Genomic DNA, 25959 nt, shown 5'->3' with positions numbered 1-25959 from the left:
AGATACCGGAGATCTCGCTATATCTCGAACACCGACACGCGAAGATCCGCACCCAATAGCTCAAGCCCTGGCAGCGACTTCGACACAGGCCCTAGTCCCTGGTTGGAGCGTGATCTTGCGGGCGACCTGGCCGGGCCGAGCCCAGGATCAGCTGGCTTCGACGATCATGCCGGCGCCGACGGTGCGGTTGGTGGCCTCGTCGATGATGACGAAACCGCCGGTGGTCCGGTTACGCCGGTACTCGTCGGCCAGCAGCGGCACCGTGGTGCGCAGTCGCACACGGCCGATCTCGTTGAGCCGCAGCGCGTCGGCCGTCTCGTCGCGGTGCAGCGAGTTGATGTCCAGCCGGTAGTGCAGCCCGCGCACGATCGCCCGCGCCGACCGGGTGGTGTGCTTGATCGCGTACCGGCCGCCGACCTGCAACGGGCGGGTCTCGTCCATCCAGCAGACCATCGCCTCGATGTCCTGTGCCACCGCCGGCGCGTTGTTCGGCCGGCAGATCAGGTCACCCCGGGAGATGTCGATCTCGTCGGCCAGCCGTACCGTCACCGACATCGGTGGGAACGCCTCCGCGACCGGCCCGTCGGCGGTCTCCACCGCGGCGATCCGGCTGGTGAAGCCGGAGGGCAGCACCATCACCTCGTCGCCCGGCTTCAGCACGCCGGAGGCGACCTGGCCGGCGTAGCCGCGGTAGTCGGTGACCGTGGTGGACTGCGGCCGGATCACGTACTGCACCGGGAACCGCACGTCGACCAGGTTGCGGTCGCTGGCGATGTGCACCCGCTCCAGGTGGTGCAGCAACGACGGGCCCTCATACCAAGGCATGTTCTCCGACCGGGTGACGATGTTGTCGCCGCGCAGCGCGGAGACGGGCACCACGGTCAGGTCCGGCACGTCGAGCTTCGCGGCGAACGCGGTGAACTCGTCGGCGATCCGCTCGTAGACCTCCTGCGACCAGTCCACCAGGTCCATCTTGTTGACGCAGAGGACCAGGTGCGGCACCCGCAGCAGGGAGCAGAGGAACGCGTGCCGGCGGGACTGCTCGACCAGGCCCTTGCGCGCGTCCACCAGGATCAGCGCCAGGTCGGCGGTGGACGCCCCGGTGACCATGTTGCGGGTGTACTGGATGTGCCCGGGGGTGTCCGCGATGATGAACTTGCGTCGCGGCGTGGCGAAGTACCGGTACGCCACGTCGATGGTGATGCCCTGCTCGCGCTCGGCCCGCAGGCCGTCGGTGAGCAGAGCCAGGTTGGTGTACTCGTCCCCACGCGCCGCGCTGACCGCCTCCACCGCGGCCAACTGGTCGGTGAAGAGCGACTTGGTGTCGTAGAGCAGCCGGCCGATCAGGGTCGACTTGCCGTCGTCCACGCTGCCGGCGGTGGCGAACCGCAGCAGGTCCATCGGCCGGGCTTCGGGAGCCGGGGCCACGATCTCGGTGGTCATCAGAAGTAGCCCTCCCGCTTGCGGTCCTCCATGGCGGCCTCGCTGACCCGGTCGTCACCGCGGGTCGCGCCGCGCTCGGTGATCCGGGTGGCCGCCACCTCCTCGATGACCTTCTCCACGGTGTCCGCGTCCGAGCGGACCGCCGCGGTGCAGGAGGCGTCGCCCACGGTGCGATAGCGCACCTGCGCTTTGAAGCGCTCCTCACCCGCCCGGGGACGGAAGAACTCGTTGACCGCGTAGAACATCCCGTCCCGCTCGATCACCTCACGCTCGTGCGCGTAGTAGATCGACGGCAGCGGGATCCGCTCCCGGGCGACGTAGTGCCACACGTCCAGCTCGGTCCAGTTGGACAGCGGAAAGACCCGGATCGATTCGCCCGGATGGTGCCGGCCGTTGTAGAGCGACCACAGCTCCGGCCGCTGGTTCTTCGGGTCCCACTGGCCGAACTCGTCGCGGAAGCTGAACATTCGCTCCTTGGCCCGGGCCTTCTCCTCGTCCCGGCGGGCACCACCGAACAGCGCGTCGAAGCGGTGCTTCTCCACCGCGTCCAGCAGCACCGGCGTCTGGATCCGGTTGCGCATGCCGTCGCCGGACTCCCGGACCAGCCCGCTGGTCAGCGCCTCCGGCACGCTCGCCACGACGAGCTGCAACCCCAGCTCGGCGACCCGCTGGTCGCGGTATTCGAGAACCTCGGGGAAGTTGTGCCCGGTGTCCACGTGCATGACCGGGAAGGGGATGTTGGCCGGGGCGAACGCCTTCTGCGCGAGCCGCAGCATGACGATCGAGTCCTTGCCGCCGGAGAAGAGCAGCACCGGGCGCTCCATCTCGGCGACCACCTCGCGCATCACGAAGATGCTCTCCGCCTCCAGCGCGTCCAGATGGGAGACCCGGTAGGCCGCGGGGGTGGTCATGACACCGGCTCGATTCGCTCGCTCATCCGATTTCCAGACCTTTCCGGTCGGGCATGTCAAGAAGTGCCTCAGGCTACCCGGAATGCCTCTGCAGCGCTGCAAGCAACCGGGGGGCGAGATCCCTGCGGCAGACCAGCAGGTCCGGCAGGCGCGGATCCGCCTCGTTGTATCTCAGCGCAGAACCGTCGATCCGGGAAGCGTGCAGTCCGGTGGCCGTCGCCACAGCCACCGGCGCCGCCGAGTCCCACTCGTACTGCCCGCCGGCGTGAATGTAGGCGTCCACCTCACCGTTGATCACCGCGGCGATCTTCGCCCCGGCCGACCCCATCGGCACCAGTTTCGCCGCCACGTCCTCGGCCAGGTCGGTGAGGAACACCGGCGGCCGGCTCCGGCTCGCCGCCAACCGGATCACCCGCGTGCCGGCCGTCGCGGCCTCCACCGTCATCGGTGGGTACGCCGGCGGATAGTCCGTGCCCAGCACCCGGTGCTGCGCCGGCAGTCCCACCGCGCCGGCGACGAGCCCGTGCGGGCTCGGCGCGCTGCGGGCCCAGAGCGCCACGTGCACCGCCCAGTCAGAGCGGCCCTCCTCGGCGAACTCCCGGGTGCCGTCCAACGGATCGATGATCCACACCCGGTCGGCGGCCAACCGGGACACCGCCTCGGCGTTCACCTCGGCCGCCCAGGCCAGCCGCGACCCCTCGTCCTCCTCGGAGAGCACCGCGTCGCCCGGCCGCCACTTCGCCAACTCCGTACGGATCAGGTCGTGCGACACCTTGTCCCCGGCCGACTTCAGCGCGCCGGCGTCCGCGAAGCCCAGCTCCGCCCGCAGGTCGAGCAGCGCCTGACCGGCCCGGGCGGCCAACCACCGGGCGAACGCGCCGTCGATCATCGGAGGACTGCTCATTGCCCGCTCCCGTCGCCTCGCCGCGACCCCTGCCCACCCGGATCGCCGCGCCGCGACCCGCGTCGCCGATCTCGGCACGCCGAAAGGCGCAGACTACCGGCCCGCCAACCCGGTGCGGGACTTCCCCGACAGTCTCAACCGCCGTGGTAGAGGTTCTGCGTCGGCTCCACACCCTTGACGATCACCGACTCCACCACGTCGGCAGCCCGGTCCACCAGGAAATCCAACTCCTTGCGCTCCGCCGCGCCGAAATCCGACAGCACGTAATCCGCCGGGTCCTGCCGCCCCGGCGGCCGGCCGACGCCGAACCGCACCCGGATGTACTCCTTGGTGCCCAGCGACTTCGACATCGAGCGCAGGCCGTTGTGCCCACCCTCGCCGCCACCGCACTTGACCCGCACCTGGCCGTACCCGATGTCCAGCTCGTCGTGCGTCGCGATCACCTGCGCCGGCGGCACCTTGTAGAACTGCGCCAGCGCCACCACCGGCCCGCCGGACAGATTCATGTACGTCAGTGGCTTGACCAGCACCAGCTTCGGCCCGCCGAAACCCAGTCGCCCCTCGGCCACCTCGGCAACCGCCCGCTTGTGCCGGCCGAACCGCGCGCCGATCCGCCCGGCCAGCAGGTCCGCCACCATGAACCCGACGTTGTGCCGGTTCCCGGCGTACTCCCGGCCCGGGTTTCCCAGGCCGACCACCAGCCACGGCCCCGCCTCGTCCGTCACGACCCGCCCCTCCCGACGTCCGTCCCACCGACTCCCGATACGACAACAGGCGCCCCCGAACGCTCGGGGACGCCTGCCGCACAGTACGAACCGATCAGGCCTCGGTGCGCGCCTCGGTGTTCTCCCCGCCCTCGGCGGTCGGGGCGGCGTCCGCGCCCTCGGAGCCCTCGGTGCCCTCGCCGACCTCGGCCTCGGCCTCCTCGGTGGCCTCCTCGACCTCCGGCAGCGTCGCCTCGAGCTGCTCGGCGGTCGGCGCGGCGGTCACCGCGGCGACCGTCAGCTCCGGGTCGACGGCCAGCTCGACACCGGCCGGCAACTGCACGTCAGCGGCGGTCACCTGGGAGCCCGCCTCCAGGCCCTCGATCGACGCCTCGAGGTGGTCCGGCACCTTGGTGGCGTCGGCGGTCACCGAGAGGGTGTCGTGGTCGTGCACGATCAGGGTGTCCCGTGCGGCCTCACCGGTCAGCTGGATCGGGACCTCGACGGTGACCTTCTCGCCCCGGCGGACCAGGATGAGGTCGACGTGCTCGAAGGTGTCGCGAATCGGGTCACGCTGGATCGCCTTCGGCAGCGCCAGCACCTGGGTGCCGTCGGTGATGTCGATCGCGAAGAGCTGGTTGGCGCCACCCTTGCGGATCGCCGCGGCGAACTCCCGGGACGGCAGCGCGATGTGCTTGGGCTTCTCGCCGTGGCCGTACAGCACGGCGGGCACCTTGCCGGCCCGGCGGGTACGACGGGCACCACCCTTGCCGAACTCGGTACGGGGCTCGGCGCTGATCTTTACCTCGGACACGGGGAAACTCCTGATGCTTTCGCTGCGGCGGCTTGTCGTCTTGCGGTGCTGGGGCGAGGGGCTCGCTGGGGCTCATGCGTCATGAACGACTGCCCGGAGCACCGCGTCGATGACGGTGCCTCCGTGCGGCGCTATTCAGCGGCCCGCCGGGCACCCTCGCCGTGGCAACCGCACCAGTCTACCCGAGCTGATTCCGAGGTTTCCGGCAGTCCCCAGGTCACCACTCACAAACGGGCGCCGGACGCGCGCCCGACGCCGCTGAGGGCCGTTCCCGCCGGCTGGGACGCCGGCGGGAACGGGCCCTCACCGCAGCGCGACGCTCAGCTCAGGCCACCGAAGAGGGTGGTCACCGAGCCGTCGTCGAAGACCTCCCGGATCGCCCGCGCCAGCAGCGGCGCGATCGACAGCACGGTCAGCTTGTCCAGCTGCTTCTCCGGTGGCAACGGCAGCGTGTTGGTCACCACGACCTCGCTGATCGAGCTGTTCTTCAGCCGCTCGGTGGCCGGGTCCGACAGCAGCGCGTGGGTGGACGCGACGACGATCTCCGCCGCGCCCGACTCCTTGAGGATGTCCGCCGCGCCGGTGATCGTGCCCCCGGTGTCGATCATGTCGTCGACGATCAGGCAGACCCGACCCTCGACCTCGCCGACCACCCGGTTGGCCACCACCTGGTTCGGCTTCATCGGGTCGCGGGTCTTGTGGATGAACGCCAGCGGGCAACCGCCCAGCCGGTCGGTCCACCGCTCGGCCACCCGCACCCGACCCGAATCCGGTGCCACCACGGTCATCGGCCGGCCGGCGTACTTGCGCTCCACGTACTCGGCCAGGATGTCCATCGCGAAGAGGTGGTCGACCGGGCCGTCGAAGAAGCCCTGGATCTGCGCGGTGTGCAGGTCGACGGTGAGGATCCGGTTCGCGCCGGCCGTCTTCAGCAGGTCCGCCACCAGCCGGGCCGAGATCGGCTCCCGACCCCGGTGCTTCTTGTCCTGCCGCGCGTACGGGTAGAACGGCAGCACCACGGTGATCCGCTTGGCCGACCCCCGCTTCAGCGCGTCCACCATGATCAGGGTCTCCATGACCCAGGTGTTCACCCCGTGCGTCACGGACTGCACCACGAAGGCGTCCGAACCACGGACCGAGTCCTTGAACCGTACGAAGATCTCGCCGTTGGCGAACTCGTACGCGTCGGCCGGCGTCGGCGCGACGCCGAGCACCTCGCCGATCTCCTTGGCCAGCTCCGGAAAACCACGTCCGGAGAAGAGCATCAGGCTTTTGCGGTTTTCGGCGACGATGCTGCCCATGGGCCCGTCTGCTCCCGTTTGTCGGTGGTACCCGGCCCGGTGGTGGTGGGTCGGGGACTATTCGGTTGCAGTATCTCCCGTGCCGGAGGTGCCGCCCACCGTCTCGGTCTGCCCGTGCATTGCCTCACTGTCGCTTGCGGTACCGGCCACACCCGACGCACCCTCAGCAGCCCGCAGCGCACGCTCGGCCGCCGCCGCGGAGACCGTTCCGGGGCGCTTGCGCGCCACCCAGCCCTCGATGTTGCGCTGCGGCGCGCGGGTCACCCCGAGCGCGCCCGGCGGCACATCCTGAGCGATCGCGCTACCCGCCGCCACGTACGCCCCGGCGCCCACCTCGACCGGTGCGATCAGGCTCGTGTCGCAGCCGACGAACGCGCCCTCGCCCACGACCGTCCGGTTCTTGTGCACCCCATCGTAGTTGACGAAGATCGTCGCCGCGCCGATGTTCGCCTTCGCGCCGATCGTCGCGTCACCCACGTACGACAGGTGCGGCACCTTCGCACCCGGGCCGACCTCGGAGTTCTTCACCTCGACGAACGTGCCGACCTTGGCCTTCTCCGCCAACCGCGCGTCCGGGCGCAGGTACGCGTACGGCCCGACGCTGGCCCCCGGCCCGATCTCGGCGCCCACCGCGTGGCTGCGCAGAACGGTCGCGCCCGCGCCGACCACCGTGTCGATCAGCGTGACGTCCGGGCCGATCTGCGCGCCCGCCCCGACCACGGTGCCGCCGCGCAGCTGGGTGTTCTGGTCGATCACCGCGTCGCGGTCCAAGGCCACCGTCACGTCGATCCAGGTGGTCACCGGGTCGAGCAGGCTCACGCCGGTGCGCATCCACGCCTCGTTGACCCGGTCGCGCAGCAGCCGGCGCAGCGTCGCCAGCTCCACCCGGTCGTTGCAGCCCAACGTCTCGACGTGGTCCACGGCCACGTGCACCGCGACCGGCTCGCCGGCCGAGCGGAGCAGGCCGAAGACGTCGGTCAGGTACTCCTCACCCTGATCGTTGTCGGTGGAGAGCTTGCCCAGCGCGTCGCGCAGCCGCACCGCGTCGAACGCGTAGATACCGGCGTTGATCTCCCGGATCGCGCGCTGCGTCGCGTCGGCGTCGCGCTCCTCGACGATCTGCTCCAGCCGACCGTCGTCGTCCCGGACGATCCGCCCGAGCCCGGTCGGGTCGGGCACCTCGGCGGCCAGCACGGTGGCCGCCGCGCCGGCCTCCTCGTGTGCGGACACCAGCGCGCCCACCGTCTCCGGCCGCAACAGCGGCACGTCCCCGTTGATCACCACGACCGTGCCGGCGCCCTCGGGCACGGCGTCCAGCGCGATGCGGACGGCGTGCCCGGTGCCGAGCTGCTCGGCCTGGAGCACCGGCGTGGCCTCCGGGGCGACCTCGGTCAGGTGGCCCCGGACCTGGTCGGCGCCGTGCCCCACCACCACGACGGTGCGGTCGGCGGCCAGCGGCGCGGCCGCGCTCAGCACGTGACCGAGCAGGGTCCGGCCGAGCAGGGGGTGCAGCACCTTGGGCAGTGTCGACTTCATCCGCTTGCCCTCACCGGCGGCGAGCACGACGACGGTACGAAGGTGGGGCTGGGGCACGATGTGGCTCCCGTCGGGACGGCGGACACTCTCGCGGTCATGCTAACCGCGCCGCCGGGAACGTCTCCGCCTTACCCCACTGGAACCTAAACCAGACTTAGGGGGCAGCTCGGCCGCCAGGGTTCGAACCTGAAATACGGGTACCAAAGACCCGGGTGTTGCCAATTACACCACGGCCGATCAGCAACGCGAGCGCGTCACATCCGGGGATGGGGATCCCGCCGCTACACCTTAGCGCCCCGCCCGCCGGACGCCATCGCTCATTCCGCCACGCCCACGCGGCGGCGGCCCGGACGGGCGGATCCGGACGAAGGGGGATCACCTCGGGGGCGTCGTCGACAACGCCGAACCTCGATGCCTCCCGACCGCACACCGCGACCCGCAGCGCCGCCCCGGCCCTGCCGGGATGGGGCCGACGGCACCACTGCCCGCAGCCCTGATCAGGGCTCTGACCTGGCCCTCAGCACGACTTCGGAAAGTTCCCCGTGCGATCTACGGTGCCGTAAGTTACGGTGACGTAGGCGTAGCTTCGTGATCGTTTCCGTCCCCTCTGCGAGGTCCCATGTCGACCGCTCTGCTCGAACCCAACACCGCCGGGCCCGGCCCGAAACCCCTCACCGACGGCAGCCAGTCCCCCGGCATCCTGGTCGCCCTCTGGGCCTTCGTCGTGATCCCCTTCGTCGCCCTGCTGGTCGCCGTGCCGGTGGCGTGGGGCGGCTGGCTGGGCTGGACCGACATCGCCATCGGCCTGGTCTGGTACGTGGTCTCCGGGCTCGGCATCACGGTCGGCTTCCACCGCTACTTCACGCACGGCTCGTTCAAGGCCAAGCGGTGGCTGCGGGTGACGTTGGCGGTCGCGGGTTCGTTGGCGGTGCAGGGCGAGATCATCCAGTGGGTGGCCGACCACCGACGGCACCACGCCTTCTCCGACCTGGAGGGCGACCCGCACTCGCCGTGGCGCTTCGGCACCAGCCTCTGGGCACTGACCCGGGGCCTGTTCCACGCCCACGTCGGCTGGTTGTTCCGGCGCGAGCTGTCCAATCGTGAGCGGTTCGCCCCCGACCTGCTGGCCGACCATGACATCCGCCGGGTGGACCGACTCTTCCCGCTGCTGGTCGCCATCTCGCTGCTCGGCCCGGCGCTGATCGGCGGCCTGGTGACCTGGTCCTGGCAGGGCGCGCTCACCGCGTTCTTCTGGGCCGGGCTGGTCCGGATCGGCCTGCTGCACCACGTCACCTGGGCGATCAACTCGGTCTGCCACGTCTACGGCGAGCGTCCGTTCGCCATGCGCCAGGGCGACCGGGCGTCGAACTTCTGGCCGCTGGCGATCCTGTCGTTCGGCGAGAGCTGGCACAACCTGCACCACGCCGACCCGACCAGCGCCCGACACGGCGTGCTGCGTGGTCAGGTGGACATCTCCGCCCGGGTGATCTGGCTGTTCGAGAAGGTCGGCGCCGCGTCGCAGGTGCGCTGGCCGAAGCCGGAGCGTCTCGCGGCGAAGCTGGTGAAGCCGGTCGCACCCCGCTAAAAGCGGGCGGTGCTCCGGGAGGCCGCCTGGCAGGATGGCCGGGTGACCGAGCGACGCGGGGGGACCGGACGGCTCGGCGGCCGGGGAGCCGGGCCCGATCCGGGTACGGTCGGACGGCGCGGCTGGGCGGTCGGACCGCCCGCCAGTGAGGCGACGACGTGAACGGGCACAGCGGAGGCACCATCCCACGGCAGGGCGTGACCGAGCGCCAGCGAGGCGGCGACATGCCTGAGCTCAAAGACGGAGCGGGGGCCGGCGTGCGACGCCGGCTCCACCCGCCAAACCCACCTCCCGGGTCCGCATGTCAGCGGCCCAGCGGCGGGAGCAGTTGATCGCGACCGGCCGGCAACTCTTCGCCGAGCGCGGTTTCGACGCCACCTCCATCGAGGAGGTGGCGGCCCGCGCCAAGGTCTCCAAGCCGGTGGTGTACGAGCACTTCGGCGGCAAGGAAGGGCTCTACGCGGTGGTGGTGGACCGGGAGGTCCGGGCACTGCTCGACCGGATCACCACGGCCTTGACCGCCGGGCACCCGAGGGAGTTGCTCGAGCAGGCGGCGATGGCCCTGCTGGGCTACATCGAGGAGGAGACCAGCGGGTTCCGGGTGCTGGTCCGCGAATCGCCGGTGATGTCCGCGACGGGCAACTTCATCAGCGTGATGAACGACGTGGCACACCAGGTCGAGCACATCCTGGGCGCCGAGTTCAAGAGCCGCGGGTACGACCCGAAGCTGGCGGAGCTGTACTCGCAGTCGCTGGTGGGCATGGTGGCGCTGACCGGCCGCTGGTGGCTGGAGGTGCGCAAGCCGCGCAAGGAGACGGTGGCGGCACACCTGGTCAACCTGGCGTGGAACGGGTTGTCCCACCTGGAGGCGAAGCCGACGCTGATCACCGCCCGCCGACGCTGACCACGGTCAGCGGCGGGTGTGCACCTCGGCCACCGGGTGACTGCGGTTGCGACGTTCCGCCTCGGCGTGGTCCTCGGGGCCGACCTTGTCGTACAGGCCGGTGCCGAGAAGGATCAGGCCGAACAGCATCGACACGACCACGGTCGACATCGAGAAGTTGAGGAAGTTCGCGTCGGTCTGCAGCACGGACATCATCAGGATGCTGGTCACCAGGAACACCACGCCGGCCGTGAGGTTCATGTAGTGGCCGAGGTTGGTGCGCCGGGACGCCCCGATGATCAGAACGACTCCGAAGACCACTGAGGCGAGCGAGAAGGCCAGGTTGGTGCGCAGCCCGAGCACCCAGTGGCTGCCCCGGTTGAAGAGCGGATCTCCGAGCGTCTGGGCGACGCCCCAGACGCCGAAGACCAGGATGTAGACGCCGATCAGGCCGGCGAGGACCCGGTAGAGCGGCCGTGCCGGATGGTTCACCGGAAAGTGCGCCATGCCCTGATCCCCATCCACCCGAGAAAGACCATTTCAGGAGGATTGTCACCTGAGGCAGAGGGGGCTGTCCGGAGAACCACAAAGGCGGTAGGTCCGCCGCAGGCCGGACCGAGTCAGGTTTTCGCCGGAGCCCGAGCTGCGCAGGGATCAAGCCTGACCGCCGGAGCAGCTCGGGCTCCGGCGAAAACCCACCACCGCAACCAGCAAGAACTCAGAGCACCAGGCGAGCCTTCTGGAACGCCTCCGCCTCGTCGTCCGTGCCGACCTTGCCGTACATGCCGACCATCAGCAGCACCAGGGCCGCCGCCATCACCACGACCACGGTGGTGATGCTGAAGTTGAGGAAGTTGGCGTCGGTCCGGATGAACGCGAGGCCGCCCAGGCTGATCACCATCAGGGCGTACGCCAGCCACTGGTTGATCGCCACGTCGATGTTGCGGCCGAGTGCGGTGCCAGCCAGCACGAGGAGCCCGAGCAGCACGCTGAGCAGCGAGAAGCCGATGTTGGTGCCCTGGCCGAGGACCTTGGTGTCGTCCTGCGCGAAAATCTCGTTGCCGGCGCTCGCGATGATGCCGAGCACACCGAAGACCACCAGGTAAAGACCGGTCAGCCCGCCGATCGCCCGGTAGATCGGCCGCGCGGGGTGGTTGACGGGGGTGTGGGCCATCTGAGTCTCCAACGCCGTGGGGTGAGGTGTCGTGGACGATTGTCCCGCACGCGGAGATGTGACGCCGCACACGGCCCCCGGGCGGCGCGCCCCGCCCGGATCAGGTCTCGGGCAGGTCCTCGGCGAGCGTCATCCAGGTCTCCTCGATCCGCTCCCGCTCGGCGCGCAGATCCTTGAGCTGGGTGTCCAATTCGGCGACCCGGGCGTAGTCCGTGGCGTCGGCGGCGAGCTGGCCGAGCAGCGTGGCCTCGCGCTGGTCGAGCTTGCCGAGCTGGCGTTCCAGCCGGGTCAACTCCTTGCGGGCCTGTCGGACCTCGGCGGCGGACATTCCCGTCGCGCCGGTGCCGGTCGGCACGGCGGCCGGGCCGGCGCCCGGGGTGGCGCCAGCCCGGGAGGGCCCGGCTCGCTCGGCGGTCCGGGCGAGGTACTCGTCGACGCCTCCGGGCAGGTGCACCAGCCGGCCGTCACCGAACATCCCGTACGCCGTGTCGGTGACCCGTTCGATGAGGTAGCGGTCGTGGCTGGCCACGATGATCGTGCCGGGCCAGGAGTCGAGCAGGTCCTCCAGGGCAGCGAGGGTGTCGGTGTCCAGGTCGTTGGTGGGCTCGTCGAAGAGCAGCACGTTGGGCTCCCCGGCGAGCAGCCGCAGCATCTGCAGCCGGCGGCGTTCCCCGCCCGAGAGGTCGCTGACCGGGGTCCAGAGCCGTCGGTCGTCGAAGCCGAAGACCTCGGCGAGCTGGGCGGCGGAGACCTCCCGGTCGCCGAGCTGGACCCGGCGGGCGACCTCCTCGACGGCTTCGAGCACGCGCAGGTGCCCGGGCAGCTCGGCGAGCTCCTGGGAGAGAAAAGCCGGCCGCACGGTGGTACCGGTGCCGAGCCGGCCACCGTCGGGGCGGGTGATGCCGGCGAGCATCCGCAGCAGCGTGGTCTTGCCGGCGCCGTTGGCGCCGAGGATCGCGATCCGGTCGCCGGGCCCGACCAGCCAGGTGACGTCCCGCAGGATCTCCTTGGGGCCGGCGTGCAGCTCGACGTTCTCCAGGTCGTAGACCTGCTTGCCGAGCCGGGAGGTGGCCATCCGTTGGAGCGACATGGTGTCGCGCGCCGGCGGCACGTCGGCGATCAGGGCGTTCGCGGCGTCGATGCGGAACTGGGGCTTCGAGGTACGCGCCGGCGGGCCGCGGCGCAGCCAGGCGATCTCCTTGCGAAGCAGGTTCTGGCGGCGGGCCTCGGTGGCGGCGGCGACGCGCTCGCGCTCGGCGCGGGCCAGGATCCAGGCGGCGAAGCCGCCCTCGTAGGCGCGGACGGTCTGGTCGGCGACCTCCCACGTGGTGGTGCAGACCGCGTCCAGGAACCACCGGTCGTGGGTGACCACGACCAGGGCACCCTTGCGACCGACCAGGTGCCGGGCCAGCCAGTCGACACCGCCCACGTCGAGGTGGTTCGTGGGCTCGTCGAGGATCAGCAGGTCGGAGTCGCGCACGAGCAGCGCGGCGAGCGCCACCCGGCGCCGTTCGCCGCCGGACATCGGGCCGACCGGCTGGTCGAGGCCGAGGTGCGGCATGCCGAGGCCATCGAGGATGGCGCGCACCCCGGCGTCACCGGCCCACTCGTGCTCGGCGCCCATGCCCTCGGCGAGCCAGGCGGTGCCGAGCACGACGTCCCGGACGGTGGCCTCGGGGGCGAGGGTGAGCTGCTGCGGCAGCCAGAGCACCCGCAGGTCGCGGCGGTGGGTGACCCGGCCGTCGTCGGGATCCTCCTGCTTGGTGAGCAGCCGCAGCAGGGTGGACTTGCCGGCGCCGTTGAGGCCGACCACGCCGATCCGGTCGGCGTCGTCCAGACCGAGCGAGACGTCCGTGAGCAGCCGCCCCGCGGCGCCGTACCCCTTGGACACCCGGTCCAGATTGACGATGTTCGCCACGTTCCACCCTTCATGATCAAGGCGTCCCGGTGCCGGCGGGCACCTGGACGCCTGCCACAAGGGTACGCGGACGCCCCAGCCTCCCGCGCCGCGCGCCCGCAGCGCGGGAGGGACGGGACGTCAGCCGACGCGGGCTCCGGCGACCGGGCCGTGCGCGACCCGCGCCTCCCGGCACACGCCCACGGCGGTCAGCTCGGCGGCGATCCGCTCAGCGGCGGCCGCGTCGGCGGCGAGGAAGACACAGGTCGGGCCGGAGCCGGAGACAAGGCCGGCGAGCGCACCGGCCGCCTCGCCAGCCTTGAGGGTGTCGGCCAGCGCCGGGCGCATGGCCAGCGCCGCGTCCTGGAGATCGTTGCCGAGGGTGCGGGCGAGCACCCGGGGGTCACGCTGGCGCAGCGCGCCCAGCAGCGCGTCGGTGCTGCCCAGCGGGGCACCGGCGGTGCGGGCGTCGCGGAGCCGGTCCAACTCGCGGTAGGCGGCCGGGGTGGACAGGCCGCCGTCGGCGATCGCCACCACCCAGTGCCAGGAGGTGGGGCGTACCAGCACGGGGCTGACCGCCTCACCCCGGCCGGTCCCCAGCGCGGTGCCACCGTAGATCAGGAACGGCACGTCGGAGCCGAGGTCGGCGGCGATCCCGGCCAGCTCGTCACGGGACAGCCCGGTGCCCCAGAGCGCGTCGCAGGCCACCAGCGCGGCGGCGGCGTCGGCGCTGCCGCCGGCCAGCCCGCCGGCGAGCGGGATCTGCTTGCGCAGGTGCAGCCGGGCGTGCGGCAGCACCCCGGCGTACCCGGCCAGGGCGTGCGCGGCGCGGATCACCAGGTTGGTGTCGTCCAGCGCCAGTTCGCCGGTGCCTTCCCCCTCCATCGTCAGGGCGAGCGTGTCGCCCCGACGGGCGGTCAGCTCGTCGTAGATGGAGATCGCGTGGTAGACGGTGTTCAGCTCGTGGTAGCCGTCGCGGCGCAGCGGGCCCACCCCGAGGTGCAGGTTGACCTTGGCCGGCACCCGGACCTTGACCGGTCCGATGGCTCCGCGGCGCTCGTCGTCCTCGTCCGGTCGCCAGGCCTCGGTCACGGGGCGATGTCCCGAACGGCCAGGCGGATGTCGAACGACTTGATCACGATCAGCTCCTCGGCGTGGTCGGCATTCACCCGTACGCCTCCTCGGCGGGCACGGCGTCAGCCTACTTCGCGGCCGGCGTACCGACCGGAGCCGACGCGGCGATGGCGGCGAACTGCTCGACGGTCAGCGACTCCCCCCGGGCGCCGGGGTCGACGCCGGCCGCCGTGAGCGTGGCGGCCGCCCGGTCGGCGCCGCCGGCCCAGCCGGCCAACGCGGCGCGCAGGGTCTTTCGGCGCTGCGCGAACGCGGCGTCCACAACGGCGAAGACCCGTTCCCGGGGTACGTCGGCTCGGGGTGGCTCGCGGCGGGTGAAGGCGACCAGGCCGGAGTCGACGTTGGGCACCGGCCAGAAGACGTTCGGCGGCACCCGGCCGGCGCCTCGCGCCTGGGCGTACCAGGCGAGCTTCACCGACGGGATGCCGTACACCTTGGAACCGGGGCCGGCGACCAGCCGGTCGGCGACCTCCTTCTGCACCATCACCAGGCCCTTGCGCAGGCTGGGCAGCTCGGCGAGCAGGTGCAGCACCACGGGCACGGCCACGTTGTAGGGCAGGTTGGCCACCAGCGCGGTCGGCGGCGGGTCGGCCAGCTCGGCGGCGTCGACGCGCAGCGCGTCGGCGCGGTGCACGGTGAGCCGGCCGGCGTCCGCGCCGGCGTGCCGGGTGGCGGTCTCCGGCAGCGCGCCGGCGAGCACCGGGTCGATCTCCACGGCGTGCACGTGCCCGGCGACCGGCAGCAGCCCGAGGGTGAGCGAGCCGAGCCCTGGGCCGACCTCCAGGGCCACGTCGTCGGGGGTCAGGCCGGCGGCGGTGACGATCCGGCGCACGGTGTTCGGGTCGTGCACGAAGTTCTGGCCCAGCTTCTTGGTGGGCGCGACGCCCAGCCGGGCGGCGAGTTCCCGGATCTCCGCCGGGCCGAGGAGTCCGGTCATGGCTGGCAGCGTATGCGCCCGCACCCCGCCGTTAGGAAGGGCCCCTTGTACAACACCAGGCGATTGCAAGGTGCCCTTCCTAACGTCCGGGCGTGCGATGGGGCCGGGCTCACCACGGGCCGAAGACGCGGTCGCCGGTGGCGGAGATGGCCGCGCACAGCTCGTCCAGGTCGGCGCCGGTGGTCGCGGCGAGCGAGCGGACGGTGAGCGGGATCAGGTACGAGGCGTTCGGCCGGCCGCGGTACGGCGTCGGGGTGAGGTAGGGGGCGTCGGTCTCCACCAGGATCTGGTCCACGGGGGTGAGCGCGGCGGCCTCGCGCAGCGCGGCGGCGCTGCCGAAGGTGACGGTGCCGGCGAAGCTGAGCACGTACCCGCGGCGGACGCACTCGCGGGCGAAGTCGGCGTCACCGGAGAAGCAGTGCAGCACCACGGTGTCCGGAGCGCCCTCGTCGTCGAGGATCCGCAGCACGTCGGCGTGCGCGTCCCGATCGTGGATCACCAACGCCCGGCCGTACCGCTTGGCGATCGCGATGTGCGCCCGGAAGCTCTCCTCCTGCGCGGCACGCCCCTCGTCGCCGGTGCGGAAGAAGTCCATCCCGGTCTCGCCGATCCCCCGGACCCGGTCGCGGGCGGCGAGTGACTCGATCTCCCGCAGCGCCTCGTCGAGGTCGGCCAGCCGGGGCGCCTCGTTGGGGTGCAGGGCCACCGTGGCCAGCACGGCGGGATGCCGGTCGGCGATCTCCACGCCCCACCGGGAGGAGACCACGTCCACCCCCACCTGGACCAGCCGGTCCACGCCGACCTTCGCGGCCAGCGAGATCGCCACGGCGACCGGGTCGTCGGCCGGCCCGCCGCCGGGCACGCCCGCCTCGCTGACGGTGATGTCCAGGTGGGTGTGGCTGTCCAGCACCGGCCGGGGTAGCGGCTCGGGGGCGGGCGGAAACTCTCCGGCCCGCCGTGCGGCACGCTCTCGGCGGGTTTCAGCAGGCTCGCTCATCAGCGACAGCATCACACACCGGGGCTGTCCATCCGCCCGCCACCCGACGTTCACCTCGCCTACGCCGCGCGACTCTACCGTCGCCGCATGGGCGGACTGAGTGCGTCACCGGACCGACGCGACAGCGTGACGGCCCGCATCTCACCGAGTGGAGGGAGGTGACGGCATGAGCGTCACTCCCCAGGCCAGCGACGCCGCCAGCGAACGTACCGGGCTGCGCGTGGCGTTCGGCGGCGGCGTCTACCCGGCCGAGGAGATCGCCCGCGGCGCCGCGTACGAGCTGTTCAGCGCCGACGAGGTGCCCGGTTTCGAACGGGCTCCCCGACCCGGCAGCGCCCTGCCGTGGCACCGGTTCGTGCACGTCACCGAGGTGACGGCGGTGCACGGGGCGGTGGAGCCGGCCGAGGAGCCGGACACGCCGCTGATGCTGCCGGCACATCGGGAGCGGGGGTGGGCGCAGCTGCACCAGCTCAGCCAGCAGCCGGCTGCGGCGGGTGACGCGATGGTGGCAGCGGCACGCGCGTCGGCGGTGGTCCGGCGGGGCACCCGGATGGTGAAGGTGCTCTCCCCCCGACAGCTCGCCGGGTACGTGCGGGGGTGGTTGCCGCACGGCTTCTGCTACCGGGAGCACGACGTGGCACACCTGCGTACGCCGGCGGCGACCACGGTGCTGCGCACCGACGGCGAGGTCGGCAGGGACGGCCTGGATGTGGCGTACGCCCTGCGCTGGCGGGCCGCCGACCCGGGTGACTACGACGTGCCGGTCGGCGAGGCGCACCACGGTCTGACCGCGCTGGCGCCCCGGGACCGGCTGGGCCCGCCGGTGCTGGGTACCGGGTTCGTGCCCAGCAACGCCCAGCTCATTCCGGAGTTCATCACCCGGGACTTCGCCGACCTGCCGATGCCCGCGAACGCCGCCCTGCTCGCCTACCCGGCGGAGGGGGTGGAGGTGGTGCTCTACACCTATCAGGCCGAGCAGCGCGGGTGGCTGCGGATGGTGGGCCCGCAGTGGCGGCACCTGCTGGCCGCGGTGCCGGGTCTCTCCCCGGACCAGGAGTACGTGCCGACCGGGGACGCGCCGCGCTCCACCCAGCTGGTCGGCGTGCACGGCGACGGCGAGTACGAGGCGGTGGCGGACCTGCCCGGCGGGTTCCGGGTGCTGGCGATGACCCGGGCGGCCCGCTACCCGGTGGAGGCGGTGGCCCGCCGGATCCGGTTCGCCCGGTGGCGGGGCGTGCCCTGCCTGGTGCTGCGGGAGGAGGCCGGTTGGCTGCGGCTGCGGCTGCGTCAGCCGGATCCGGACACGGTGCTCACGACCGGGGCGCAGTGCCACGATCGTGGCGTCTACGAGACCTGGGCGCCGGGCGCCGAGGTGACCGACGATCAGGTGATGGACACCCGGTACGCGCTGTGAAGCCCAGCGGCGGCACGGCGCCCAGGTGGGCGTCGTGCCGCCGCACGGCGACGTCCTGCGCTCAGCCGGCCAGCCGGGCCAGCTCCTCGTCGACGATCGACGGGTCGAGCTTGCGGAACACGGGCTTCGGCGCGGCCAGCGGACGGCCGGCCTCCAGCGGCACCGACTCCCAGCGCGCGCCGACCGTGTAGTCCCCGGTCAGCACCGGGTACGCCGGCCCGCCGTCCAGGTCGTCGACCTGCTCGATGACGGGCATCGGCGCGTGCACGCCGGTGCGGCCGAGCAGCTCGTGCACCTGCTGCGCGGAGTGCGGCAGGAACGGGGTGAGCAGCGTGTTGGCGTCGCTGATCACCTGGAGGGCGACGTGCAGGATGGTGCCCATGCGGGGCTTGTCCGCCTCGGCCTTGAGCTTCCACGGCGCCTGCTCGGACAGGTACTTGTTGGCTTCGGCGACCACCTTCATGGCCTCACCGATCGCCTGCTTCTGCCGGTGCCGGCCGATCAGGTCGCCGACCGTGGTGAAGCCGGCGCGGGCCACCGCGAGCAGTGCCTCGTCGGCCTCGGTGAGGCCGGCCGGGTCGACCGGCGGGATGGCGCCGAAGTTCTTCGCCGCCATCGAGACGCACCGGTTGACCAGGTTTCCCCAGCCGGCGACCAGCTCGTCGTTGTTGCGGCGAAGGAACTCCGCCCAGGTGAAGTCGGTGTCGTTGCTCTCCGGGCCGGCGGCGGCGATGAAGTAGCGCAGCGCGTCGGCGTCGTAGCGCTCCAGGAAGTCCCGGACGTAGATGACCACCTTGCGGGACGAGGAGAACTTGCGCCCCTCCATGGTCAGGTACTCGCTGGAGACCACCTCGGTGGGCAGGTTGAGCTGGCCCAGCTCGCCCGGCTCACCGTCGCGGGAGCCCTCGCCGGAGTATCCGGAGAGCAGCGCCGGCCAGATCACCGAGTGGAAGACGATGTTGTCCTTGCCCATGAAGTAGTAGGACCGGGCGTCCTTGCCCTCCCCGTCGGCGGACCACCACTTCCGCCACGCCTCGGGATCGCCGGTGCGGCGGGCCCACTCGATCGAGGCGGACAGGTAGCCGATCACCGCGTCGAACCAGACGTAGATCCGCTTGTCCGGCCGGTCCCGCCAGCCGTCCAACGGGATCGGTACGCCCCATTCCAGGTCCCGGGTGATCGCCCGCGGCTGGAGGTCGTCGAGCAGGTTGCGGGAGAACCGCAGCACGTTGGGCCGCCACCCCTCCCGGGTGTCCAGCCACTGCCGCAGGACGTCGGCCAGCGCGGGCAGGTCCAGGAAGAAGTGCTCGGTCTCGACGAACTTCGGAGTTTCCCCGTTGATCCGCGACTTCGGGTCGATCAGGTCGATCGGGTCGAGCTGGTTGCCGCAGTTGTCGCACTGGTCACCGCGGGCGCTGTCGTACCCGCAGATCGGGCAGGTGCCCTCGATGTACCGGTCGGGCAGGGTGCGCCCGGTGGACGGGGAGATCGCGCCCATGGTGGTCTTCGGCACGATGTAGCCGTTGCGGTACATCCCCTCGAACAGCTCCTGCACCACCGCGTAGTGGTTGCGGGTGGTGGTGCGGGTGAACAGGTCGTAGGAGAGCCCCAGGCCGTGCAGGTCCTCGACGATCACCCTGTTGTACCGGTCGGCCAGCTCGCGCGGGGTGACCCCGTCGGCGTCGGCCTGCACCTGGATGGGGGTGCCGTGTTCGTCGGTGCCCGAGACCATGAGCACGTCGTGGCCGGCCATCCGCATGTACCGGGCGAAGACGTCGGAGGGAACGCCGAAACCGGAAACGTGGCCGATGTGGCGTGGGCCGTTGGCGTACGGCCAGGCCACTGCCGCGAGAACGTGACTCATGAGCAGCAAGCCTAGTGACCTCTCCGGGACGCCCGCGAACCAATGGGGGGTGCGGGGTCGGCGGACCGGTCCGGGCACCCCGCCCATTGGTCCGATTTGTGCCGACACGCGCTCAGCCTGCCCGATCCGACTCCGGCACCGGTGTGCAATGAACGTCGTGACTGGCAGACGAGCGGCCCGGGACCACGATGACCGTCCCACCGGGCCGACGGTCGGCGGCGACCCCAGCCCCGAGCCCGGCGGGGCGCGTGGTGGAACGGTCGCGCCCCAGCCCCGGCTGGTGCCCGGCGCCACCGCTTCACCGGCCCCCGCCGCCGGCCGGCCCGGCAGGCAGCGGCCCACGCCGGCGGGGCGGACAGCCACGCCGAAGCCGGACGGCACGGCGGGGACCGCCGCGACTCCGGACCGTCCGACGCCGGCCGCGCCGGCACCCACCCCGGCTCGTCCCACGCCGACGGGCCCGTCGGGCGGCAGGGCACCGGCCGGCGGGGAGCCCGCGGCGGCCGTCGAGCTGGAGCCGACCACCGGGGCGCCGGTGGACGCGGTGCCGCGCCGGTTGCCGGTCCGGCAGCACAGCCGCTGGCACCTGGGCGCCCGCCGGACCGACGGCGACACGCCGCCGGATGGTGACGACGGCACCTACTGGGCGCCGATCGAGCAGGTGCACTGGGACGGCACCCCGGTCCGGGACGATCCCGCACCGGAGCGGGACCGGGGCTCCGGCGCGGCCCGGCGCCGGGCACCGACCCGCACCACTCCACCCCCGGACCCGCTGCCCGGGCTCGCGGTGCTGGTGCTGCTGAGCCTGGTCGCGGCCTTCTTCGCCTGGGTCAGCGCCGGCCCGTTCTGGCTCGCGGTCGGGCATGCCCGGGTCGGCACGGTGGTGATCGACGACTGCACCGGCGGCGGGCTCACCCAGCGCTGCCGGGGAATCTTCACGGCGCACGACGGGCGGTTCCTGGCACACGGGGTACGGGTCGGCGGCGTACCCGCCGGTCGAGACGTCCCCGGGACGGCGTTGCCGGCGCGGATGGCCGCCCCCGACGGCGGCACCGCGTACGTCGACACCGGCGTGGCCCGGCACCTCCGCTGGCTGCCCGGCCTGCTGGTGGTGCTCGGCTGCGCCGCCGGTATCGCCCGGTGGACCGGAGCGACGCGGCTGCCGGGCCGACGGAACCGCCGCTGGGCGGTCGCGGTCGCCGTCGCCGGCCCGGCGCTGATCACTCTCGGTTTCCTCGCCGCCGCGTGGTGACCCGTCCGCCCGGTGAACTCCCGCGTGCGGGACCGACCACCCGGTGAACCCGGTCCGGCGCGCCGCGAACGTGGGTCAGCTGTGCACGATGGTGTAGACGTCGCGGCGGCGCAGGGCGTACTCGGTGGCGACGTCGGTGATGGCGTCGCGGCGTGACCGGCCGGCCGCCTCCCGCTCGGCGACCGCCGCGCGCAGGGTGTCGTCGTCGGGGCGTTCCGCGGCGGTCACCGGCGCCCCGGCCACCACCAGGGTGATCTCCCCGCGCGGATCTCCCTCGGCGGCCCACCGGGCCAGCTCGCCGAGCGGGCGGCGCAGGACCTCCTCGTAGGTCTTGGTGAGCTCCCGGCAGAGCGCCGCCGGCCGGTCCGCCCCGAACGTCTCGGCCAGGTCGGCGAGCGCCGCTCCGATCCGGTGCGGCGCCTCGAAGAAGACGAGGGTGCGCTCCTCGGCGGCGAGGGCGCGCAGCCGGGATCGGCGGGCGCCGGGAGTACGGGGAAGGAAGCCCTCGAAGCAGAACCGGTCGCAGGGCAGCCCGGAGACGGCCAACGCGGTGGTCACCGCACTCGGCCCGGGCGCGACGCTGACCGGCGCCCCGACGTCCAGTGCGGCCCGGACCAGCCGGTAGCCGGGGTCGGAGACGCTCGGCATCCCGCCGTCGGTCACCAGCGCCACCACGTACCCGCCGAGGATGACTTCGACCAGCTCGGGGGTACGTCGCTCCTCGTTGCCCTCGAAGTAGGAGACGATCCGGCCGCCGACGGTGATGTCGAGGTCGCGGGCCAGCCGGGTGAGCCGGCGAGTGTCCTCGGCGGCCACCACGTCGGCGCTGGTCAGCACCTCCCGGAACCGGGCCGAGGCGTCGGCGGGGTTGCCGAGCGGGGCGCCGAGCAGGATCAGGCGCCCAGCTTCGGACATTTCACCCACAGGATCGTCTCCTTCGTTGACAGCGGATACCGGTATCAGGGACGACGGACGCCACCGGACACGTTGGCAGCCTACGATCGCCGGGTGACGAGTGCGTCGACAGCGCAGAGCCCGAGCGCCGACCCGGCAAAGATGGTCGACGTGACGAGCGACCAGAGCCCCGACCAGGAGTCCGCGTCGCCCCCCGCCGGCGGTGGCGCGGTGTCCGGCGGGGTCCGCCGACGGTTCACCACCGTCGACACCCGGCTGGACCGCTTCTCGTGGCTGGCCACCGCCGTCGTGGTGGCCATCGCGGCGATCCTGCGCTTCGTCGGCCTGTCCAGCCCGAAGGGCAAGATCTTCGACGAGACGTACTACGCCAAGGACGCCTACGGGCTGATCAGCCGCGGCGTCGAGTGGAACTACAAGGACAACGCCCCGTCGTACGTGGTGCACCCCCCGCTGGGCAAGTGGCTGATCGGCCTCGGCGAGTGGGCCTTCGGCTATCAGGACGTCGAGTCGAAGGTCTCTGTCCCCGGGCACCTGATGACCACCGCCCCGGAGTTCGGTTGGCGGTTCTCGGCGGCCGTGGTCGGCACGCTGTCGGTGCTGCTGCTGGTCCGCATCGGGCGGCGGATGTTCCGCTCGACGGTGCTGGGCTGCGCGGCCGGCCTGCTGCTCGCTCTGGACGGCTTCCACCTGGTGCTGTCCCGCGCGGCGCTGCTCGACATCTTCCTGCTCTTCTTCGTGCTGGCCGCGTTCGGCGCGCTGGTGCTCGACCGCGACGCCCGCCGCCGGCGCTGGGCGCGGGCGCTCGACGACGGGCTCGACCCGTCCCTGCCCGGCCGCGCCGGCCGGCCGCCGACCGGCTGGCGCACCTGGCCGTGGTGGCGGCTCGCCGCCGGGGTGCTGCTCGGCTGCGCCTGCGCGGTGAAGTGGAGCGCGCTCTACTTCGTGCCGGCCTTCGCGCTGCTGGTGCTCCTCTGGGAGGTCGGCGTCCGCCGCTCGGCCGGGGTCCGCCGGCCCTGGCGGGACACCGTGCTCGACGAGCTGCCCTGGCTGGTGCTGGCCGGCGTGCTGATGGTGGGTACCTACCTGGCCACCTGGTCGGGCTGGCTGCTCAGCGACGACGGCTACTACCGGCTCGCGTCGTCCTATCCGAACGCCCCGCTCAGTGACACCCCGGTGATCGGTCCGCTGATCAACCTCTTCGAGTACCACCGGGCGGCATTCGGCTTCCACACCGGGCTGGACACCCCGCACAAATACCAGTCGTGGCCCTGGCAGTGGCTTCTGCTCGGCCGTCCGGTGGCGTTCCACTGGTCCGGCGATGGCGCCTGTGGCGCGCCGTCCTGCGCCTCGGAGATCCTGCTGCTCGGCACCCCGCTGCTCTGGTGGTCGTTCCTGCCCGCCCTGGTGGCGCTGGTCTGGCTGGGTGTGGCTCGCCGCGACTGGCGGGCCGGAGCGCTCCTGCTCAGCGTGGCGGCCGGGCTGCTGCCCTGGTTCGTGTTCGCCCTCGACGGCCGGACGATGTTCTCGTTCTACGCCGCACCCGCGCTGCCCTTCCTGGTGCTGGCCGTCGTCTACGTGCTGGGTGCGCTGATCGCGCCGGCCGGGGGTGACGTCGGCGAGGTGGCGCCGCTGGTGCCCGGCGACCCGGGCTACGAACGCCGGTTGGTGGGCAGCATCGCGGCCGGTGCGTACGTGCTGCTGGTGGCGCTCTGCTTCGCGTACTTCTATCCAATCTTCGTGGGTCGGCTGATCCCGTACTCGGACTGGCTGTCCCGCATGTGGCTGGACGGGCGCTGGATATAAGCATCGGCAGGCGTTGCGCCGCTCAGCGCGACGGAAACGGGCCCGCACGCTTCGGCGTGCGGGCCCGTTTTACAAAGATGCGCGCCCCGATCGCCTGCCACGGGGGAAGCGGGCGATTGGGGCGCGCATGAGCAGCTTAACCACCGCGCACCACCGGCACAACGGGTCGACTTGGGTCAGATTTCCGACGGATGCGGGCCGGGCCGACGCCTCCCCTCCGGCCGTTGACCGAGGGTGACCCGGCGTGGACTCAGCGCCCCGAACGAGCAGGCCCGAGGCCGCGCGACCCCGCTCGCCGCGCCCACGTCCGGCGCCCGCCGGACCGGTGCCCGGCGCTCACCAACCACCACCCAAATGATCATCCAAAGTGGATCTAACTACACTGCGGGCCGTGATCAACTTCAGACGATCGGCGGCCGTCCTTCTCGGACTGCTGGCGACCACCGCGCTGACCGGGCCGGTCCCGGCGGCGGCCGACGAGGAGCCGGCGGCCGAGCCGCCCCGGGTCGAGCTGGTGCTCGACGTCAGCGGCTCGATGCGGGCCGCGGACATCGACGGGCGTAGCCGAATCTCAGTCGCTCAGCAGGCGTTCAACGAGGTCGTGGACGCGCTGCCCGCCGAGACACAGCTCGGCATCCGGGTGCTCGGCGCGACCTACCGGGGCAAGGACAAGAAGGTCGGCTGCCAGGACACCCAGCAGATCGTGCCCGTCGGGCCGGTGGACCGTGCGCGCGCCAAGGCGGCGGTGGCGACGCTACGACCGACCGGGTTCACGCCGGTCGGCCTCGCGCTGCGCTCCGCCGCGCAGGACCTGGGCACCGGCGCCACCACCCGACGGATCGTGCTGATCACCGACGGGGAGGACACCTGCGCCCCGCCGGACCCGTGCGAGGTGGCCCGCGAGCTGGCCGCCCAGGGCACCAGCCTGGTGGTCGACACGCTCGGCCTGGCCCCCGACGAGAAAGTCCGTCGGCAGCTGCTCTGCATCGCTGGCGCGACCGGCGGCACCTACACCGCGGCGCAGAGCGCCGAGGAGCTGACCGACCGGATCAAGCAACTCGTCGAGCGTGCCGGTGACACGCACACCCGGGCCCCGACCGTGGTCGGCGGCGCGAACGCCTGCGACTCGGCGCCACTGCTGGCCCCCGGTGTCTACGCCGACCGGGAGGCGTTCTCCGAGCACCGTTACTACCGGGTGCCGGTGCGCCCCGGGCAGGAGCTGCGCGCGTCGGTGAGCATGGCTCTGGACCGGCCGGTGAACCGGGACTACGGGGTGCTGCTGCGGGCCACCGCGGCGGACGGCCGGGAACTGGTCCGTGGCGCGGACGCCGGCAGCGGGCGCGCCGACGTGCTCTCCGCCGGGCTGCGCTGGTCGGCCAGCGCCGACGACGAGGACGCCGTCGAGGCCGAGGAGACCGCGGCAGCGGCCATCGAGCCCACCACCGTCTGCCTGGTGGTGAGCAACTCCTTCGCCCCGCGCCCAGGCACCGCGGCGACGCCCGGCATGCCGGTCGAGCTGACCGTCGACGTGGTCGCCGCCGCGCCCGCGCCGGACGGGCCCGACCTCGGCCGGGGCTGGGCGCTGCTCGCCCTGCTCACCGTGGCCGGCCTGCTCACCGGACTGCTCGCCGGCCTGCTCACCCGCTGGTGGGTCGCCACCTGGAGGGAGAACTGATGCGTACCGCACTGTTCCGGTCGCTGGCGGCGGTCCTCGCCGCCGGCGGGTCCGCGCTGCTGCCCGCGGCGGCCGTCGCCGCCGGCGGGTCCGCGCCGGGCGCCACGCCGGTGACCCGGGCCGGCACGTCGTTCCTGACCGCCACGCCGATCACCGCCGGGCAACCGGTGCGGGTGGACGCCTCGGTCGGCGACCACCTCTACTGGTCCTTCCCGGCAACGGCCGGGCAGGTGCAGGAGATCAGCGCCACCGTCACCTTCCCGAAGGCACGCGGCGGTGATTCCACCTGGACCGTCGACGTCTTCGACGGGTTGCGCCGGCGGCAGGCGTGCACCGCCGGGGCGCAGACCCCGACGGTGGACGCGCGGGCGTCGAGCGTGGCGCTGGGCTGCACGCTGCGCGAGGTGCGGCCCTGGGCGGAGCCGTGGTCGGCCGATCCGCTGCCCGGCACGTACGTCATCCGGCTCTCCGTGGTGGACCTGCCGGAACCGGACCTGGGCGCGCCGATCGACGTCGACCTGCTGGTCGGCACCGTCGCCGACCGGGGCGCCTCGGCCGACGACGGCGAGTTGGCCGCGCCGCTGGTGCCGAACACCAAGGCGGGCACGGTGCTCACCGCCGTACCGGCGGCCGACGCGGAGGCCGACGACGAGGGTGACTCACTGGCGGACTGGCTGCCGGATCTCGGCTCGCGCTGGGTCTGGACCGGCATCGGCGGTGTGCTGGCCGCGGTAGCCGGCGTCGTCGGCTTCGCCCTGACCCGGCGACCCCGGCGCGGCTGAACGAGCCCGACCCCCGGTGGCCCCGCCCGGCGGC

General features: G+C 72.4%; 21 protein-coding genes, 1 tRNA gene and 1 pseudogene. 7 read left to right on the top strand and 16 right to left on the bottom strand.

Annotated elements, in window-relative coordinates:
- Positions 1-147 precede the first annotated feature (147 nt).
- From ABZU69_RS13395 to ABZU69_RS13360, 8 genes are all read right to left on the bottom strand, one after another.
- Entirely contained in the window at positions 148-1443 is a 1296-nt protein-coding gene (locus ABZU69_RS13395; protein ID WP_354964620.1) for a GTP-binding protein, read from the bottom strand.
- On the bottom strand, positions 1443-2354 hold the full coding sequence (gene cysD / locus ABZU69_RS13390; RefSeq protein WP_354964619.1) for a sulfate adenylyltransferase subunit CysD: 912 nt from the start codon (positions 2352-2354) through the stop codon (positions 1443-1445). Before cysD ends, ABZU69_RS13395 begins: the two co-directional genes overlap by 1 nt.
- A 73-nt stretch (positions 2355-2427) precedes the next feature.
- Positions 2428-3258, bottom strand: coding sequence for an inositol monophosphatase family protein (locus tag ABZU69_RS13385; protein ID WP_354964618.1), 831 nt, complete (start codon positions 3256-3258; stop codon positions 2428-2430).
- 134 nt (positions 3259-3392) lie between these two features.
- Positions 3393-3983 (bottom strand): aminoacyl-tRNA hydrolase, encoded by a 591-nt coding sequence (gene pth / locus ABZU69_RS13380; protein WP_354964617.1) that lies wholly within the window; start codon positions 3981-3983, stop codon positions 3393-3395.
- A 94-nt stretch (positions 3984-4077) separates the two neighbouring features.
- Positions 4078-4776, bottom strand: a complete 699-nt coding sequence (locus ABZU69_RS13375; RefSeq protein ID WP_354964616.1) for a 50S ribosomal protein L25/general stress protein Ctc — start codon at positions 4774-4776, stop codon at positions 4078-4080.
- 320 nt (positions 4777-5096) lie between these two features.
- Complete coding sequence (locus tag ABZU69_RS13370) at positions 5097-6077, bottom strand: ribose-phosphate diphosphokinase (protein WP_354964615.1); 981 nt, start codon at positions 6075-6077, stop codon at positions 5097-5099.
- Positions 6078-6134: 57 nt separating this feature from the next.
- Positions 6135-7673 carry a bifunctional UDP-N-acetylglucosamine diphosphorylase/glucosamine-1-phosphate N-acetyltransferase GlmU gene (gene glmU, locus ABZU69_RS13365; protein WP_354964637.1) on the bottom strand — a complete coding sequence of 513 codons (1539 nt, stop codon included), beginning with the start codon at positions 7671-7673 and terminating at the stop codon, positions 6135-6137.
- Between the two features lie 105 nt (positions 7674-7778).
- A tRNA-Gln gene (locus ABZU69_RS13360) sits at positions 7779-7850 on the bottom strand.
- A 382-nt stretch (positions 7851-8232) separates the two neighbouring features.
- Here ABZU69_RS13360 and ABZU69_RS13355 point away from each other — a divergent pair.
- Together ABZU69_RS13355 and ABZU69_RS13350 are read left to right on the top strand one after the other, a co-directional pair.
- Entirely contained in the window at positions 8233-9198 is a 966-nt protein-coding gene (locus ABZU69_RS13355) for an acyl-CoA desaturase (protein ID WP_354964614.1), read from the top strand.
- Between the two features lie 289 nt (positions 9199-9487).
- Positions 9488-10102, top strand: a pseudogene (locus ABZU69_RS13350) (TetR/AcrR family transcriptional regulator); the annotation flags it as partial.
- 6 nt (positions 10103-10108) lie between these two features.
- Here ABZU69_RS13350 and ABZU69_RS13345 read toward each other — a convergent pair.
- From ABZU69_RS13345 to ABZU69_RS13320, 6 genes are all read right to left on the bottom strand, one after another.
- On the bottom strand, positions 10109-10588 hold the full coding sequence (locus tag ABZU69_RS13345) for a DUF4383 domain-containing protein (RefSeq protein ID WP_354964613.1): 480 nt from the start codon (positions 10586-10588) through the stop codon (positions 10109-10111).
- Between the two features lie 211 nt (positions 10589-10799).
- A complete protein-coding gene (locus tag ABZU69_RS13340; RefSeq protein ID WP_354964612.1) occupies positions 10800-11255 on the bottom strand; it encodes a DUF4383 domain-containing protein in 456 nt (151 codons plus the stop codon).
- Between the two features lie 100 nt (positions 11256-11355).
- Positions 11356-13173: an ABC-F family ATP-binding cassette domain-containing protein gene (locus ABZU69_RS13335; protein ID WP_354964611.1), complete on the bottom strand. Its 1818-nt coding sequence runs from the start codon at positions 13171-13173 to the stop codon at positions 11356-11358.
- Between the two features lie 120 nt (positions 13174-13293).
- On the bottom strand, positions 13294-14244 hold the full coding sequence (locus ABZU69_RS13330) for a 4-(cytidine 5'-diphospho)-2-C-methyl-D-erythritol kinase (RefSeq protein ID WP_354964610.1): 951 nt from the start codon (positions 14242-14244) through the stop codon (positions 13294-13296).
- A 109-nt stretch (positions 14245-14353) separates the two neighbouring features.
- On the bottom strand, positions 14354-15223 hold the full coding sequence (gene rsmA, locus ABZU69_RS13325; RefSeq protein ID WP_354964609.1) for a 16S rRNA (adenine(1518)-N(6)/adenine(1519)-N(6))-dimethyltransferase RsmA: 870 nt from the start codon (positions 15221-15223) through the stop codon (positions 14354-14356).
- A 109-nt stretch (positions 15224-15332) separates the two neighbouring features.
- A complete protein-coding gene (locus ABZU69_RS13320) occupies positions 15333-16232 on the bottom strand; it encodes a TatD family hydrolase (RefSeq protein WP_354964608.1) in 900 nt (299 codons plus the stop codon).
- Positions 16233-16386: 154 nt separating this feature from the next.
- Here ABZU69_RS13320 and ABZU69_RS13315 point away from each other — a divergent pair, with 154 nt between their 5' ends.
- Positions 16387-17634 carry a hypothetical protein gene (locus ABZU69_RS13315; RefSeq protein ID WP_354964607.1) on the top strand — a complete coding sequence of 416 codons (1248 nt, stop codon included), beginning with the start codon at positions 16387-16389 and terminating at the stop codon, positions 17632-17634.
- A 61-nt stretch (positions 17635-17695) separates the two neighbouring features.
- Here the strand turns inward: ABZU69_RS13315 and metG are convergent, their stop codons facing one another.
- The gene (metG, locus tag ABZU69_RS13310; RefSeq protein ID WP_354964606.1) at positions 17696-19498 is read right to left on the bottom strand and encodes a methionine--tRNA ligase; all 1803 of its coding nucleotides are present in this window, start codon (positions 19496-19498) and stop codon (positions 17696-17698) included.
- Positions 19499-19655: 157 nt separating this feature from the next.
- On the opposite strand from metG, the gene ABZU69_RS13305 reads away from it, so the two are divergent.
- Entirely contained in the window at positions 19656-20750 is a 1095-nt protein-coding gene (locus ABZU69_RS13305; protein ID WP_354964605.1) for a hypothetical protein, read from the top strand.
- Between the two features lie 75 nt (positions 20751-20825).
- Here ABZU69_RS13305 and rsmI read toward each other — a convergent pair whose 3' ends face one another.
- Positions 20826-21674 (bottom strand): 16S rRNA (cytidine(1402)-2'-O)-methyltransferase, encoded by an 849-nt coding sequence (gene rsmI, locus ABZU69_RS13300; RefSeq protein WP_354964604.1) that lies wholly within the window; start codon positions 21672-21674, stop codon positions 20826-20828.
- Between the two features lie 84 nt (positions 21675-21758).
- Between rsmI and ABZU69_RS13295 the strand changes: the two genes are divergently transcribed.
- The 3 genes from ABZU69_RS13295 (at position 21759) to ABZU69_RS13285 (ending at position 25925) form a co-directional block, all read left to right on the top strand.
- Positions 21759-23468: a phospholipid carrier-dependent glycosyltransferase gene (locus ABZU69_RS13295; RefSeq protein ID WP_354964603.1), complete on the top strand. Its 1710-nt coding sequence runs from the start codon at positions 21759-21761 to the stop codon at positions 23466-23468.
- Positions 23469-23859: 391 nt separating this feature from the next.
- Positions 23860-25143, top strand: coding sequence for a VWA domain-containing protein (locus tag ABZU69_RS13290; protein ID WP_354964602.1), 1284 nt, complete (start codon positions 23860-23862; stop codon positions 25141-25143).
- Complete coding sequence (locus tag ABZU69_RS13285) at positions 25143-25925, top strand: peptidase (protein ID WP_354964601.1); 783 nt, start codon at positions 25143-25145, stop codon at positions 25923-25925. The genes ABZU69_RS13290 and ABZU69_RS13285 overlap by 1 nt, the downstream gene beginning before the upstream one ends.
- Positions 25926-25959 lie beyond the last annotated feature (34 nt).

This window comes from Micromonospora sp. NPDC005206, from assembly GCF_040608175.1.
In the GTDB taxonomy this organism is placed as follows: Bacteria; Actinomycetota; Actinomycetes; order Mycobacteriales; family Micromonosporaceae; genus Micromonospora.
This window is presented reverse-complemented; position numbering and strand designations above follow the sequence as displayed.